Genomic DNA, 16,472 nt, shown 5'->3' on the forward strand with positions numbered 1-16,472 from the left:
GCCTGTCTACTATTACAATTTCATTTCAATTAAATTGTAATTTCAATTCTAGCTTATTACAAAAAAAATTTGCTGTCATAGCGAATTAATCAAAAATATGTATTAAAAAAGCGAAGGAGATAGAATCTCCTTCGCTAAAAATTATTTTATATTACAGATTATATCGAACAACGACAGATCCTGTTTTAGTTTCACCATCAATCGTTAATGTTGAAACATCTAGTAATTTTTTAGAGAAGCGCACCGATTTTTGTAAAAACTGATCATGCTCATTGCGATATTGAACATCTGACAATTGAACATCCATTTTACCTAGGTTAGAAGAAACTTCTCCTTCTAGTGACAATGTACTTGGAATATAAAGTTCTACAGCACCTGCAACGGTTTGTGCCTTCATTCTTGTCGCATCCATTGCACGAGTAGTCACTACAACATGACCACTGACAGATTTCGCTTCTATATCTCGAATTGCACCGTCAATATACACTTGGCCATTTAACGTCTCAGCTTCAAGGTCTTCTCCTGCTACATCCTTCACTTTAATAGCACCGTTAGCGGTTTCTAACTCAGCACTCTTAAATGCGAATCTTTCACAATCGATTAGACCATTTTTTGTCTTAACCTTCAGTTTACTGACATCCAAATCAGTTAATACAAAACTACCATTAAATAAGTTCGCTGAAATTGCTTCGTATTGTCTTATTGGTACATATAGAACAATATCAACACGCATCGATTTCAAATCACTAATAATGCGTAGTTTCCCTTGATCGTTCGTGAAGATAAATTTATTGAGAAATTCTTTCTGTAAATCTTCACCTGAACGAACGATTGTAGGACGTACGCGACATTCTGCATGTACAGTTGCATCAACAGAAGGTTTAATTTGCAATTGACCATTCGGAATATCAACACTAATATGAGAAAAGTCCGCATTATCTAGATCAAAACGTTGTTCGAATGCGTTTTTTTCACCAAATGAAAAGTCAAAATCCATGTCTTTCACTTTTGAAACAGCCGTATTCATAAAGTCCATAAACTTTGTACTAAATTGTGAGAAATCTTGTTTAATTTCTTCAAAGAATTCTTGCTCTGAACTAGTTTTTTGTTTAGATGACTGTTGTTTTGGTTCTTCTTTTTTCTCAAAGAAGTCATCATAATTTGTTTGTTTCTGTTCTCTTTCAGGTTGTGATTGCCCTACTTGTTGATTCATTTCAGTTTGGCTGGAACTTGTAGAATTCGCTCCAGTTGATGTATTTGCTGTTTTATTTTCCAATGCTTCTAGTAGTAATATTGCCTCTTGTGCTGTAATGGTGCCATTTTCAAGCAATGTTAAAATGCGTTTACGTTCACTTTGCATTTTTCGGCCTCCTTCTACTTATTACTATTATTTACGAAAGTTTATGGAAAAAGTTTCACATACCTAGAAAATTTATCTCTACTTGTTTGTAGCTGTTGTCAATACTTTATCCATACGTGCTCGATCGCGTTCTATAATTGGCTTCAAATAATGTCCTGTGTAAGATTCTTTCACTTTAATTACCTCTTCAGGTGTTCCAGTTGCAATAATCATACCGCCTTTATCGCCACCTTCTGGGCCTAAATCAATTATATAATCCGCTGTTTTAATGACATCCAGATTATGTTCAATTACCAACACAGTATCGCCACTTTCAACTAGGCGTTGTAATACTTTTAATAATCGAGCGATATCTTCTGCATGCAAACCAGTTGTCGGTTCATCCAATATATAAATGGACTTACCATTTGAACGTTTATGCAACTCAGACGCTAATTTTACACGCTGCGCTTCCCCACCTGATAAAGTTGTAGCAGGCTGGCCAAGTTCCATATAGCCTAAACCAACATCAACTATCGTTTGTAACTTGCGTGAGATTTTAGGGATGTTTGTGAAAAATTCCACTGCATCTTCAACTGTCATTTTCAAAACATCAGCGATACTCTTATCTTTATATTTTACTTCTAATGTTTCTCGATTATAACGCTTACCATGACATATTTCGCACGGCACATAAACATCAGGTAAGAAATGCATTTCAATTTTAATAATTCCGTCACCACGACAAGCTTCACAACGTCCACCTTTAACATTAAAACTAAAGCGACCCTTTTTATAGCCACGTACTTTTGCCTCATTCGTTGTTGCAAATACATCACGAATGTCATCAAAGACACCTGTATATGTCGCAGGGTTTGAACGCGGTGTACGGCCGATTGGCGACTGGTCGATATCAATTACCTTCTCAAGCTGTTCGATACCTGTAATTTCTTTCACTTCACCTGGCTTCACCTTTGAACGGTTCAGTTTTTGCGCTAGCGATTTATATAAAATTTCATTAATTAACGTACTTTTTCCTGATCCTGAAACTCCAGTTACAGCAATAAATAAACCAAGTGGAATATCCGCTTTAACATTTTTTAAATTATTTTCTTTAGCACCTTTTATCGTAATGAAACGTCCGTCTGGCTTACGACGTTCTGATGGGAGTGGAATGAATTTTTTGCCACTTAAATATTGCCCAGTTAATGAATGTTTGTTTTTCATAACTTGGGCAGGTGTTCCAGCAGCGACGATTTCTCCACCATGTACACCAGCCCCTGGACCAACATCAATTAAATAATCAGCCGCAAGCATTGTGTCTTCATCATGCTCTACTACTATCAATGTGTTACCGATATCACGCATGTTTTTTAGTGTATCAATCAAACGGTCATTATCCCGTTGATGCAAGCCAATGGATGGCTCATCAAGAATATACAGAACACCGGTTAAGCGAGAACCAATTTGAGTTGCTAAGCGAATACGCTGCGCTTCCCCACCTGATAATGTTCCCGCAGCTCGATTTAATGTTAAATAATCAAGTCCAACATTAATGAGGAATCCTAGACGCTCAAGTATTTCGCGTAAAATCAATCGGGCAATTTGCATATCTTTCTCTGAAAGCGATAGCGTCGAGAAGAAATCGTATGCAACCTTAATAGAATAGTCCGTCACTTCTCCAATATGTTTGCTATCAATTTTAACCGCCAATGTCTCAGGTTTTAAGCGGTATCCTTTACAAGATGGGCAATGTTGCTGTGCCATATACTTTTCCATTTGCTCGCGGATATAATCAGAAGTTGTTTCACGAAAGCGTCTTTCAATATTACGTAGAACACCTTCAAAAACAATATCTTGGTCACGAATATTTCCAAAGTCATTCTCATAATGGAAGTGGATTTTGTCCGTACCCGAACCGTTTAAAATTTTATCCATTTTATCTTTCGGTATGTCTTCAACTGGCATATCCATATCGATGTCGTAATGATCACAAACCGCTTTTAATAGTTGAGGATAATATTGCGAGCTCGTTGGTTCCCAAGGTGCAATTGCACCATCATTTAATGTGCGACTCCAATCAGGTATTACAAGCGTTGGATCAACTTCTAATTTTGTTCCTAAGCCATCACATTTTGTGCAAGCACCAAAAGGACTGTTGAAGGAGAACATTCTCGGTTCCAACTCACCAATTGAAAAACCACAGATAGGACAAGCGTGATGTTCACTGAATAGTAGCTCCTCATGTTCCATTACATCAACCATTACACGGCCTTCTGCCAATCTAAGTGCTGTCTCAAGAGAATCACTTAAACGAGCTTCCACGCCTTCTTTTAAAACAACACGGTCAATGACCACTTCAATACTATGCTTTTTATTTTTGTCTAATTCAATATTATCATCTAAATCACGCAACTCTCCGTCAACTCGAACACGGACATATCCTTGCTTTTTCAAGTCTTCAAGAAGTTTCACATGTGTTCCTTTACGCCCTGAAACCATTGGAGCCAACAATTGCATTTTCGTACGTTCAGGGTATTGCACAAGTCGATCAACCATTTGTTCCACAGTCTGTGACGTAATTTCTATGCCGTGATTTGGACAAATTGGTTTGCCCACACGCGCATATAATAGGCGTAAATAGTCATATATTTCTGTGACTGTTCCAACCGTTGAACGTGGGTTGCGACTTGTTGTTTTTTGGTCAATAGAAATAGCAGGTGAGAGACCTTCGATAGCATCTACATCTGGTTTGTCCATTTGCCCTAGAAATTGACGAGCATATGCAGATAAGGACTCCACATAACGTCTTTGACCTTCTGCATAGATTGTATCGAATGCTAGAGATGATTTTCCAGAACCCGATAAGCCAGTTATAACAACTAGCTGATCTCGCGGAATTTTAACATCTACGTTTTTTAAATTATTTGCACGTGCGCCTTGAACGATAATTTCTTGGTTTTTCAATTCCTTCATCCTTCCGCTTTCAGTTCCAGGATTGTATCACGAAGCTCTGCAGCACGTTCGAAGTCGAGCGCTTTTGCTGCATCCTTCATTTCTTTTTCTAATGAAAGTAAAAGTGTTTCTCTTTCTTGCTTTGTTAGCTTTTTACCTTTCAATACTTTCGTTACATATGTTTCTTGTTCTTCCGCTGCCTGTGTTGCCCGAATTACATCGCGAATTTCTTTTTGAATGGTTCTTGGCGTAATCCCATGCTCCTCATTGTAGGCAGCTTGAATTGTACGACGACGATTTGTTTCGTCGATTGCTTTTGTCATCGAATCCGTCATACGGTCTGCATACATAATAACGTGACCGTTCGAATTACGCGCTGCACGTCCAATTGTTTGGATAAGCGAACGCTCTGAACGTAGGAAGCCTTCCTTATCTGCATCCAGTATGGCAACTAAAGATACTTCTGGAATATCGATACCTTCGCGTAGTAAGTTAATACCGATTAATACGTCGTACACTCCCATACGTAATTCACGAATGATTTCTATTCTCTCTAATGTTTTAACTTCTGAGTGTAAGTACTGTACTTTAATCCCGATTTCTTTTAAATAATCCGTTAAATCTTCTGACATTTTTTTCGTTAATGTTGTAATTAATACACGCTCATTTTTTTCAGTACGTAAATTGATTTCATGGATTAAATCATCGATTTGACCTTCAATTGGTCGTACTTCAATCTCAGGATCAAGTAGACCCGTTGGACGAATAATTTGCTCTACCATGTCAGGTGTATGTTCCAATTCATAAGGTCCTGGTGTAGCAGAAACAAAAATCGCGTTATGAACATGTTTCTCAAATTCTTCAAATTTTAACGGTCTATTATCAAGTGCTGATGGTAAACGGAATCCATGATCAACTAAAACACCTTTGCGTGCTTGGTCACCGTTATACATTCCCCGGATTTGTGGTAATGTAACATGACTTTCATCTACCACTAGTAAAAAGTCCTCTGGGAAGTAATCTAATAATGTGTAAGGTGTTGCACCTGCTGGTCTTAGCGTTAAATGACGAGAATAGTTTTCTACACCTGAACAGAAGCCGACTTCGCTCATCATTTCTAAATCATAATTTGTTCTTTGTTCTAAGCGTTGTGCCTCTAGTAATTTATCTTCCTCACGAAGTTTCTCAAGTTGTTCCTTCAATTCATCTTTAATATTCTCAATGGCTTTGACCATTTTTTCTTCTCGCGTAACGAAGTGGGATGCTGGGAATATAGCGACATGTTCACGTTCGCCTATAATTTCTCCTGTTAACGCATCGACTTCACGAATACGCTCTACTTCATCACCGAAAAATTCTACACGTAAGCATCTCTCATCTCGAGATACTGGGAAAATTTCGACAACATCTCCGCGTACTCTAAATGTTCCGCGGGTGAAATTAATATCATTACGTTCATACTGAATATCTACAAGTTTACGTAACAATTGATTCCTTTCGATTTCCATCCCTGTTCGGATGGATAACACCATTTCTCGATATTCTTCTGGTGAACCGAGGCCATAAATGCAAGAAACAGATGCTATGACGATGACATCTTCTCTTTCAAATAATGAAGATGTTGCTGAATGGCGTAGCTTATCAATTTCATCATTAATACTAGAGTCCTTCTCGATATATGTATCGGTTTGTGGTACATAAGCTTCTGGCTGATAGTAGTCATAATAGCTGACGAAATATTCTACTGCATTATTTGGAAAGAATTCTTTAAATTCACTATATAATTGACCCGCGAGTGTCTTATTATGCGCAATAACAAGAGTCGGCTTTTTTACTTCTTTTATTACATTGGAAATTGTAAATGTTTTACCTGTACCAGTTGCTCCTAGTAAGGTTTGGTGTTGTTTACCTTGACGAACACCTTCGACAAGCTCTGCTATTGCAGCTGGCTGATCGCCATTTGGCTTGTATGGTGAATGTAAATCAAATGCCTGAACCATAGCCACGTCCTCCTTGTTACTAATTACATATATTTTACCATAGCAAATTGGAATTATCGAGCGATAAGCGAACATATGTTTTTTAAACTAGTTTCGTTGTTTTACCAATTATTGTACTCCCAAGGCATTTGTTATTTAGGTTTTATTCACTTCTTTTACTATTGTTAATTTCAAATTAAAAACAAGATAATTTCTGTGCTTTCATGCTGCTTTTATTTTCCCAATTATTTTTTCAAAAAAAAACCGTTCCCATATAGGAACGATTTTTTATGCTGTAAATTCTCTATGTACAAGTTCGAAACTTATACGAGTATTTCTATTATCATTAATCGTCTAACAATGCTTATCCGACAGTCGTCTGCAATTTTTCTAATTCTTTTACGTATTTATTAAAGGCGGCTTCATTTCTTTCATCTAGGGCTGAGTCAATGCAAGCTAATAGATACTCTTCCGTTTGTGCACGATGTACATGGTTTAAGAACAAATCTAAATAGATCGTATCTAATAATTTTTCAGCATTATTCGTGTTGTCAGTTCGTCCAAGAGCTTTTAGAAAATCGGTATAGGAATAATATTTATCCAACGATCTCACCTCGAATGCCTTTTTTCTATTATAAGAAATTTCAGAAAAATAAGCAATCTTAATTTAAAGTATAGGTAATATATAGGGAATTTTAATTATATATCCCATTTTATCATTGCGCTTTATACCAATTATAGTTAAAATGATAGTGAAATTATACTAATTTCAATCATTTTCGAAGGGAGGAACAAGTATTGGATGAAAAACTGACAAAATTATCGAATTTTACATTGTCTTTTAGTACATTTGCACTTATGCCAGTTTTTGAGGGTAATCACATTTACACAAGAGTAGTTGAAAAGGAGAGAGAATTTCTTGTAGATGCAAGGCCATCTCGAGTAATACATAAATCTTGCTCTGACTATGGTACTTCTTTTAAGCTTGCTACTAACAAGTCAAAAGAATATCTTGGCGCACGCCATAAACTACCGATTGTTGTTGCATATGATTATGGTACACCTTGTATTTTCATGCCCACTTTATCGCCTAGTTCGCATTATAATGTGTGGTTTGCTATGCATGCAATTGAGTTTTTTGAAGATGCTGGCCCATCAAAAAGTCTTGTGTCTTTTAAAAATGGTCAGGATGTCGAAGTAGACGTATCAGTTATCACAATGAGAACTCAACTAGCAATGGCATACTTTTTACAACAACGTTTTGAGATTAAACGTCCTTCTCTTTTTTAAATTGAACTTGTGTTAAATAAATTGATAACAATTCTTCTACTCGGTTACGTAATCGAATATTAGAATACCGACGATGTTCTTCATTATTATTGTAAATGAAAATATATTCCGAAAATAACTCATCACGATTTCCTCGCATAATTTTAAGCCGGTTTTTTTGCAAATATTGATGAGCTGCATGTAATTCACTTTGCACCTGTTTCATCGCTTCATGCACTAAATCGATATATGGCCGCTTCAATTTGAATGTTCCTTGTTCAAATGCTTTACAGTCTCTTTCGAAAATGGATAGTACCATTGGTAAGTAAATAACTGTTTCAAGCACTACAAGAGCTTCATTTGGGATACGCGACATGCTTCCACCTCCAAAATAGGAACATTTGTTCTTAATTTGTATTTTACTACGTTTATAAGAAATTGCAAGTAGGAAGCATACCCTTTTTACATGCAAAAAAGCCATTCAACGAATTACTCCGTCGAATGGCTTTTCATAGTTAAATTAAAGTTTAGATCGTAAGTAAGCATTGATAAATTGATCAATGTCACCATCCATAACATTTTGCACGTTTCCTGTTTCAGCACTTGTACGGTGGTCTTTTACCATTGAATATGGGTGGAATACGTAAGAACGAATTTGACTACCCCAGCCAATTTCTTTTTGTTCTCCACGAATTTCATCCAATTCCGCTTGTTGTTCATCAATTTTCAATTGATACAACTTCGCTTTTAACATACCCATTGCTTTTTCACGGTTTTTAATTTGTGAACGTTCAGCCTGACATTGAACAACCGTACCTGTTGGCATATGTGTAATACGAACAGCGGAGTCAGTAGTATTAATATGCTGACCACCTGCACCAGTTGCACGATACGTATCAATTTTTAAATCTTCTGTGCGAATATCAATTTCAATTTCGTCGTTGAATTCTGGCATCACATCACATGATACGAATGAAGTATGACGGCGACCTGATGAATCGAAAGGCGAAATACGTACAAGACGGTGAACACCTTTTTCAGCTTTTAAATAGCCATACGCATTATGCCCTTTGATAGCCAATGTAACCGACTTAATGCCGGCCTCATCGCCTGGTAAATAATCCATTGTTTCAACTTTAAAGCCTCGTTTTTCAGCCCAACGTGTATACATACGTAATAACATCGAACCCCAATCTTGTGACTCGGTACCACCAGCGCCCGGGTGAAGTTCCAAGATTGCGTTGTTCTTATCATACGGTTCACTTAATAATAACTGTAGTTCGAATTCTTTTAAACGTGCTACGAATTCTTTTAACTCCACGGCTAAATCTTCTTGTAATTCTTCATCAGGTTCTTCACGTAGTAATTCTAATGTCATTTCTAAGTTTTCTTGTGTATCTTCTAATTCTTTATATTCATTCACAACTTCTTTTAAGCCCTTTGACTCGTTAATAACATTTTGTGCTTGTTGTTGATTGTTCCAGAACTCTGGTTCAAGCATTAATTCGTCAAATTCTTGTATTCGTGCCTCTTTGTTTTCTAAGTCAAAGAGACCCCCTGAAGTCCGCTAATTTCTTAGCTGAATTGTCTAACTCGTTACGCACGTCTGCTAATTCAAACATTTTTTGTATTCCTCCAAATTTGGTTTGATTATTTCACAATAATCTTTGCCTAAATGATTACCCCTTAGGACGGCATAAAACATGAGAGGATAAAATCCCCCCATGTTTTGTTAGTTGCCACCTATTCATTTAATCATACAATTAGGCTTTATTATACCGCACCGTGGCAGTTTTTATATTTTTTACCGCTACCACATGGACATAAATCATTACGACCAATGTTTGCATCTTTGCTGCGGACTGGTTTTTTCTTCACTTTTTCGCCGTCTTCTTTAGGGTTAACGGCTTGGCCTTTCGCCACTTCTTCACGTTCTAAATTGCTGCGAATTTCAGCTTTCATCGCATATTTTGCAACATCTACGCGGATTGCTTCAACCATAGCATCGAACATTTCGAAACCTTCTTGTTGGTATTCGCGAAGTGGATCAGTTTGACCGTATGCACGTAAATGGATACCTTGACGTAATTGGTCCATAGCATCGATATGATCGATCCATTTAGAGTCAATTGCACGAAGTAAAATTACTTTCTCAAACTCACGCATACGCTCTGCTGAAAGTTCTGCTTCTTTTTCATCATAATGCGCTTTAATTTCTTTACGAATTTCATCTAGGATATCATCAACTGATTTACCTTGTAAATCTTCAACAGTGATAACCCCTTCAGGTAATAAATTCGCTGCAACGAAGTCTTCAATTGCTTTTAAGTTCCAATCAGTTTCCGAATCTGATGCAGTATAAGCATTTACTGTGTTCACTAACACTTCATCAATCATCGTTTCAACTAAATCACGCATATTATCCGTTTCAAGAACTTCGTAACGTTCTTTGTAGATAATTTCACGTTGTTGACGCATAACATCATCATATTGTAATAAACGCTTACGAGAGTCGAAGTTGTTACCTTCAACACGTTTTTGCGCTGATTCTACAGCACGAGATACCATACTAGATTGAATTGGTTGAGTATCATCCATGCCTAGTTTAGTCATCATATTCTTCATATTATCAGAACCGAAACGACGCATTAATTCATCTTCAAGAGAAAGATAGAACTGAGTCACACCAGGGTCACCTTGACGACCAGCACGACCACGTAATTGATTATCGATACGACGAGATTCATGACGTTCAGTACCAATTACAGCTAAACCACCGATGTCTAATACGCCATCAGCTAATTTAATATCTGTACCACGACCAGCCATGTTTGTTGCAATTGTAACTGATCCTTTTGAACCTGCTTCAGCAATAATTTCAGCTTCACGTTCATGGTTTTTCGCATTTAATACTTCATGTGGAATGCCACGTTTTGTTAGTAAATTCGAAATCAATTCAGATGTTTCAATAGCAACTGTACCTACTAAAACTGGCTGTTGGTTTTTATGGCGTTCGGCAATGTCATCTGCAACAGCTTCAAACTTGCCTTTCATAGAAGCATAAATTAAATCGGGACGGTCATCACGAGCAATCGGTTTATTTGTTGGAATTGTCACAACTTGCATATTGTAAATGTTGCGGAATTCCTCTTCCTCTGTTTTCGCTGTACCTGTCATACCAGATAACTTTTCATACATACGGAAGTAGTTTTGGAACGTAATTGTTGCCATTGTCATGGATTCATTTTGAATCTCAAGACCTTCCTTCGCCTCGATCGCTTGGTGAAGACCATCGCTATAACGACGACCATCCATTAAACGACCAGTGAAAGAGTCAACGATCACAATTTCCCCGTCTTGAACGACATAATCTACATCAAGATGCATTGAAGCGTGTGCTTTTAACGATTGGTTAATAGCATGGTTTAATCCTACATGTGTTAAATCAAAAAGGTTGTCGATATTGAATGCACCTTCAGCTTTTTCAATACCTTTCTCGGTTAACGTAACACCTTTTGTTTGTTCTTCATACGTATAATCTTCATCAATTTTTAAAGTACGTACAAATGCATTTGATTGTTTATATAGTTGAGCTGATTTTCCAGCTTGTCCAGAAATGATCAAAGGCGTACGCGCTTCATCAATTAAGATGGAGTCAATTTCATCAATTACAGCATAGTAAAGTGGACGTTGCACGCGCTCTTCTTTATAAAGAACCATGTTGTCGCGTAAGTAATCGAATCCTAACTCATTGTTTGTACTGTAAGTAATATCACAATTATATGCTTCACGTTTTTCATCTTTAGACAAACTATTTAAGTTCAAACCTACAGTTAAACCAAGGAATTCATATAGTTTACCCATTTCTGCAGCATCACGACTTGCAAGGTATTCGTTGACTGTAATTACATGAACACCTTTACCAGTGATCGCATTTAAATACACAGGTAAAGTAGAAGTTAACGTTTTACCTTCACCCGTTTTCATCTCGGCGATATTACCTTCATGAAGGGTAGCGCCCCCCATAAGCTGTACGCGGAATGGGAACATACCTAAAACACGGCGAGCTCCTTCACGAACAACAGCAAATGCCTCAGGACGAAGCGAATCTAAATCTTCACCATTTGCATAGCGTTCTTTAAATTCTTCTGTTTTTGCTTTCAATTCTTCATCAGATAATTTCTCTATTTGTCCAGCAAACGCTTCAACAGCATCTGCAACTTTTGATAAGTGTTTAATTTCACGTTTATTAAAATCGAAAACTTTATTTAATATGCCAAGCATTTATCTTCACATCCCATATAGTCTCAAAGCTCATTTTAACACTGATTTGATACTTAGTGCAAATGAACCCTAGTTATTTTACAATTGAATTTCTCCATATTTTTCATCTACAAATGTGAAAAGTCCTTCTTGTGTTATAGGTCTACTATAAAAATAGCCTTGTATCTTGTCCACTTGTAGCATATTTAACATTTGCATTTGTTTCTCTGTTTCGACACCTTCCGCCACAACTTTCAGTCCTAAACTATGCGCCATTTCAATAATATAATGCACCATTGTTGCCATTTTAGGATCTTCATCCATTTCTTGAATAAACGATCGATCGAGCTTTACCCTGTCAATTGGCAAACGACGTAAATAATTAAGTGACGAATAACCTGTCCCAAAATCATCTAAAGCAAGAGCAATTCCTAATTTTTTTAACGCTGTAAGTTTTTCAATTGTTTCCTCTAAACGATCAATGACAACGGATTCTGTAATTTCTAGCTCAATTAAAGAAGGGTCAATATTGTATTTTGCAATTGCAGTTTTTACTTGCTCAACAAAATTTCGTTCTCTTAGTTGCACCGAACTAATATTTAAAGCGATTCGATGTAATCTAGGATAATGCTGTTTTAACGTCTTTGCCATCTTAATTCCTTCATCAATGACCCAAGCGCCAATTGAACGTATCTGGCCAGAACTCTCCGCTAAAGGGATGAATTCATCAGGGGGCACTATTCCCCACTCTGGATGATTCCAGCGAATTAAGGCCTCTGCGCTCGCCATAAACCCTAAAGAAACATTTAACTGCGGTTGAAAGAATAACTCAAATTCATTATTTTCAAGTGCGGTCCGTAACCCCGCCTCTAAACGCATCTTTTTTTCAAAACTTTCCTGCATCTCACCTTGGAAAAATTCAACCCGGTTCCGCCCTTGTTTCTTCGCTTCATAGAGAGCTGTATCTGCCTTCGCCAATAACCCTGCCCTTGATTTGCTATCTCTCGGATATATGGCAACACCTATAGATGCAGTAGCGTATATATCATGACCATTCAAATGGAATGGTTCATTGAATAGTAGCAGTATTTCTTTTAGATTTTGACAACTAGCTTCACAATTTGCTTTAAGTAATAATATAAATTCATCTCCGCCGAAGCGACCTAGATAACTACTTTTACTTATCATCGTTTGCACTCGTTGCCCAACTTGAATTAATAACTCATCACCATAAGCATGACCATGTGTATCATTTACATCTTTGAAATTATCGACATCAATAAAAGCGACAGTCATTTCGTCATTTTGCAAGCGACAATGACGAATTCCGACATCTATTCGACGCTCAATGGAAGAGCGATTTGGTAGTTTAGTTAGCATATCAAAGCTTGCTTGAAAATTCAAAATTTCCATCTGCTTATGTATTTGTTTCCCCATATGTTCTGCTGCATCTGCTATTCTTCCTACTTCATCTCGGCGTTGAATTTTGAATTTCTTTGTATAATCTCCCTTTTCAATTTGCTTTAACTGGTCAACTACGGAATTAAAATCTTTCATTGAATAAGTCATCACAGTCTTAATGACAAAAAGTAAAATAAGAATAGCGACTAACCAGAAAAAAACAATTCTCTTTTGGAAATCTTTTAAAGGTGCTAATACTTTCTCTACGGGAACATAAACGCCCATCTTCCAATCACTATTACTCACTTTACGTAATTCGACATAATACTTCCCTTTATCAATAGAGACCGTTGAGCTTATGTTCAATGGAATATGCTCTTTTTTTAATAATGACCACATTTGATTCTCGTCGAATAATACTTGCCAATCTGAAGAGAAAAGAAGGATATTTTGACCCGTGATACCACCTGTTTTAGAGGTAGGTAAAATATTATTTAGGGCCATATCAATGGCTATATAACCTAATTTCTTACCATTTTTGGTAACTGGATAAATTACGCTGATTGTACGCATTTTCGTATATTCATCTTGATAGGGTTTTGTATAAATAACTCCTTCTTTTTTTGTAGCTAGTGTTAACCAAGGACGTTGTTTTATACCCATCATATCCTCAGCCGATAATCCTGAATTCCCCATCAGAAACTCTCCATCAGCATTAGTAATCCACATACGATCAATATAACTAATCTTACTTTTAGCATCATCTAATAATTTCTGTACAGAATTATTTGGGTCATTAAATTTCACATTGTCACGTGTATACGCTTTTTGTAAGTACGCTTCTACTTCATTCTTTTCACCGATACGCTCGGCAATCAACCTTTTTTGAAATAACTCATTTGAAAATTGCTTCTCAATACTTTGTATTTCAAGTGAAAGCTCCTTTTCCAATTGTTGTAATTGTATTTTCTTTGTATTCGAATATGTATAAGTTGCAGTAAGTATAAAAAAAGAAAGTACGACGATTAACATAGGTACTAAAACTTTCCAAGTAAAGCTTATTTCATTTAACCAAAACTTTTTAACCACTAACACACCTCTTCTAATAATACATAAGAACTAATCTATAACTATTTTATTACATGGAAAAAATATTGCAATACAAATATTAAATTGGAAAATTAAAGAAATTTTCAATATATATATTTATACTAAATCCATTTTTCGGCATAAAAAAACACCCCTCCTAATAAAGGAGGGATGAAATGTTAATTGGTTAGTTAGTTTCAATTAAGCCGTATTTGCCGTCGCTACGTTTATAGACTATGTTCGTACCGTCTGTTTCTGCATCTGTAAAGATGAAGAAGTCATGACCAAGTAGGTTCATTTGAAGAACAGCTTCCTCATGATCCATTGGTTTTAATGAGAATTGTTTAGTACGCACGATTGTTAATTCGTCCTCTTCCTCAGTAACAGCCGCTGCAGTCGGTGATTGAGTAGTAGCAAAGTAATAGCCTACACCTTCACGCTCACGGAATTTTCGGTTCACTTTTGTTTTGTGCTTACGAATTTGTCGCTCAAGTTTGTTGATAATTAAATCAATACCTGCATATAAATCTGCATTGCGCTCTTCAGCACGTAATGTTAGGTTTTTCATAGGAATAGTTACTTCAACTTTAGTTTGCTTATCATTGTAAAGCTTCAAGTTAACGTTAGCTGTTGCTTCGAAATCTTCGTTGAAATAACGCTCCATTTTTTGAATCTTGTTTTCAACGTACTCTCGAATTGCTGGAGTCACCTCAATGTTTTCACCACGAATGTTAAATGTTAGCATGTAAACTCCTCCTTTATTTCAACCATGTCTTACTAATTCTACATTTCCCTAAAAACTCCTTCTTAAACCGTAAAAAACTTTTAAAAAATTTAGGAATTCTGCAGAAATTTGTCGAAATATTGAACACTCAATTATCAGAAGACGTTTTATTAGTCATCACTTCAGTACGTCGTCTCGCTTTGAGTTCTGAAATAATCATCTCTTCAACCGCTTCATCTTCTTCTAAATCAATTCCATATACATACGAGCCATTACCTGATTTTTTCCATTTCACTTCACCTATTGTACGTATAGGCTTCGAAAAAAGAACAAACATTAACTCCATTCGAATTAAATAATTCTCCGCAGGCAAATTTAAAGGTGTTGATAACCTCAAGCCACTCGGACTCATTTCTAAAATCAAACAGTCAACTTTACTTGATAATTTACCCCGTTCTTTGCCATCCATACACAAACGAAATTCAGCTTTCACAGGCTCTTGAAGAATATGGCGAAACGACTCCAAGCGATTATATTTCATCAGAACTCACCTTCTCTTTTTATGTAATTTCATTATTAATAAATTGTTTATATTGGTAAATTGATAGGTATAAGTGATTATAAAACCCTCCTCATTGGGTGAGGAGGGTTGGAGTTATTTTTTTCGGTCATAATACATGCCATCCATCGTACGAACAGAGGCATATGGATTCGTGTATTTTTGCTCCGAAGTTTTAGTTGTTTGGAGTTGCTGCATATCAGCTTTAATCATATTTTTCACTTTCAAAAGACGTTCTTGAATTCCTTTATCCAATTCAATAAGATTCTTTAAAAGCGGATGATTATTCAATGCATTCGGCTCGTTACCCTGCAAATCATCTATGATAGCTCCACGAGCATCCAATAAGGTATCTATCTTCTCGATAAAAGCATCACGGTCTTGATCAGCTGGTAAATTTGTTAAGTGGGAATAAAGCTGTTCAGAGGCAATTAGCAATTGCTGCACTTTTCCCATCAAATCTGATTCCCTGTGAATTGTTGTTGACGATTTAAACGTATAACTTCTTTCCATGTATCACGGAATTCTACAACATAGCCCTCAACCTCATCAATTATTGCTACATCATTTTGAATATTCGCCTCAACTAAACGACGATTCATATATTCATATAAATTTAGCATCTGTTTTGAAATTTCGATATCCATGTTCAACGTTGACATTAATTCAGAGATAATTGCCTGTGCTTTTAATAGATTCGTATTCTTCGCTTCTACATCTTTAGTCTCAATAGCAAGTTTACCTTTATGTAAAAACTTAATACATCCATTATAAAGCATTAACGTAAGCTCACCAGGGGATGCCGTCGTCACACTATTTTGTTTATAGGCTTGATGCGCTGATTGTGCTGCCAAAATCATACAACTCCTTCAAAATGTTTACTACTATTATACC

At 36.4% G+C, this 16,472-nt stretch carries 13 protein-coding genes; 1 reads left to right on the forward strand and 12 read right to left on the reverse strand.

Annotated elements, in window-relative coordinates:
* Positions 1–151 precede the first annotated feature (151 nt).
* The 4 genes from MHH85_RS16450 to MHH85_RS16465 all read right to left on the reverse strand — a co-directional run bounded on the left by MHH85_RS16450 (position 152) and on the right by MHH85_RS16465 (position 6,886).
* Entirely contained in the window at positions 152–1,360 is a 1,209-nt protein-coding gene (locus MHH85_RS16450) for a DUF4097 family beta strand repeat-containing protein (protein WP_340707758.1), read from the reverse strand.
* Between the two features lie 78 nt (positions 1,361–1,438).
* Positions 1,439–4,306, reverse strand: a complete 2,868-nt coding sequence (uvrA, locus tag MHH85_RS16455; protein ID WP_340707759.1) for an excinuclease ABC subunit UvrA — start codon at positions 4,304–4,306, stop codon at positions 1,439–1,441.
* Positions 4,307–4,311: 5 nt separating this feature from the next.
* A complete protein-coding gene (uvrB, locus tag MHH85_RS16460) occupies positions 4,312–6,294 on the reverse strand; it encodes an excinuclease ABC subunit UvrB (protein WP_340707760.1) in 1,983 nt (660 codons plus the stop codon).
* Positions 6,295–6,637: 343 nt separating this feature from the next.
* The gene (locus tag MHH85_RS16465; RefSeq protein WP_370588295.1) at positions 6,638–6,886 is read right to left on the reverse strand and encodes an IDEAL domain-containing protein; all 249 of its coding nucleotides are present in this window, start codon (positions 6,884–6,886) and stop codon (positions 6,638–6,640) included.
* Between the two features lie 185 nt (positions 6,887–7,071).
* Between MHH85_RS16465 and MHH85_RS16470 the strand changes: the two genes are divergently transcribed.
* A complete protein-coding gene (locus tag MHH85_RS16470) occupies positions 7,072–7,563 on the forward strand; it encodes a competence protein ComK (RefSeq protein ID WP_053417755.1) in 492 nt (163 codons plus the stop codon).
* Here MHH85_RS16470 and MHH85_RS16475 read toward each other — a convergent pair.
* The 8 genes from MHH85_RS16475 to fliS all read right to left on the reverse strand — a co-directional run bounded on the left by MHH85_RS16475 (position 7,541) and on the right by fliS (position 16,438).
* Positions 7,541–7,918, reverse strand: coding sequence for a hypothetical protein (locus MHH85_RS16475; RefSeq protein WP_193738489.1), 378 nt, complete (start codon positions 7,916–7,918; stop codon positions 7,541–7,543). The two genes, MHH85_RS16470 and MHH85_RS16475, sit on opposite strands and share 23 nt — an antisense overlap.
* 144 nt (positions 7,919–8,062) lie before the next feature.
* A protein-coding gene (gene prfB / locus MHH85_RS16480; RefSeq protein ID WP_193738488.1) for a peptide chain release factor 2 occupies positions 8,063–9,164 on the reverse strand; the annotation gives its coding sequence in 2 pieces (ribosomal slippage) (positions 8,063–9,088 and positions 9,090–9,164; 1,101 coding nt in all).
* A 151-nt stretch (positions 9,165–9,315) separates the two neighbouring features.
* Complete coding sequence (gene secA, locus MHH85_RS16485; protein ID WP_340707761.1) at positions 9,316–11,826, reverse strand: preprotein translocase subunit SecA; 2,511 nt, start codon at positions 11,824–11,826, stop codon at positions 9,316–9,318.
* 78 nt (positions 11,827–11,904) lie between these two features.
* Positions 11,905–14,295, reverse strand: coding sequence for a bifunctional diguanylate cyclase/phosphodiesterase (locus MHH85_RS16490; protein WP_340707762.1), 2,391 nt, complete (start codon positions 14,293–14,295; stop codon positions 11,905–11,907).
* Positions 14,296–14,482: 187 nt separating this feature from the next.
* Entirely contained in the window at positions 14,483–15,040 is a 558-nt protein-coding gene (gene hpf, locus MHH85_RS16495; protein ID WP_193738485.1) for a ribosome hibernation-promoting factor, HPF/YfiA family, read from the reverse strand.
* A gap of 127 nt (positions 15,041–15,167) precedes the next feature.
* Positions 15,168–15,560: a PilZ domain-containing protein gene (locus tag MHH85_RS16500; RefSeq protein WP_340707763.1), complete on the reverse strand. Its 393-nt coding sequence runs from the start codon at positions 15,558–15,560 to the stop codon at positions 15,168–15,170.
* 114 nt (positions 15,561–15,674) lie between these two features.
* On the reverse strand, positions 15,675–16,034 hold the full coding sequence (locus tag MHH85_RS16505; RefSeq protein WP_340707764.1) for a flagellar protein FliT: 360 nt from the start codon (positions 16,032–16,034) through the stop codon (positions 15,675–15,677).
* Complete coding sequence (gene fliS, locus MHH85_RS16510) at positions 16,034–16,438, reverse strand: flagellar export chaperone FliS (RefSeq protein ID WP_340707765.1); 405 nt, start codon at positions 16,436–16,438, stop codon at positions 16,034–16,036. The genes MHH85_RS16505 and fliS overlap by 1 nt, the downstream gene beginning before the upstream one ends.
* Between the last annotated feature and the right edge of the window lie 34 nt (positions 16,439–16,472).

Origin of the sequence: Viridibacillus sp. FSL E2-0187, from assembly GCF_038006425.1 — a bacterium.
Taxonomy (GTDB): Bacteria; Bacillota; Bacilli; order Bacillales_A; family Planococcaceae; genus Viridibacillus; species Viridibacillus arvi.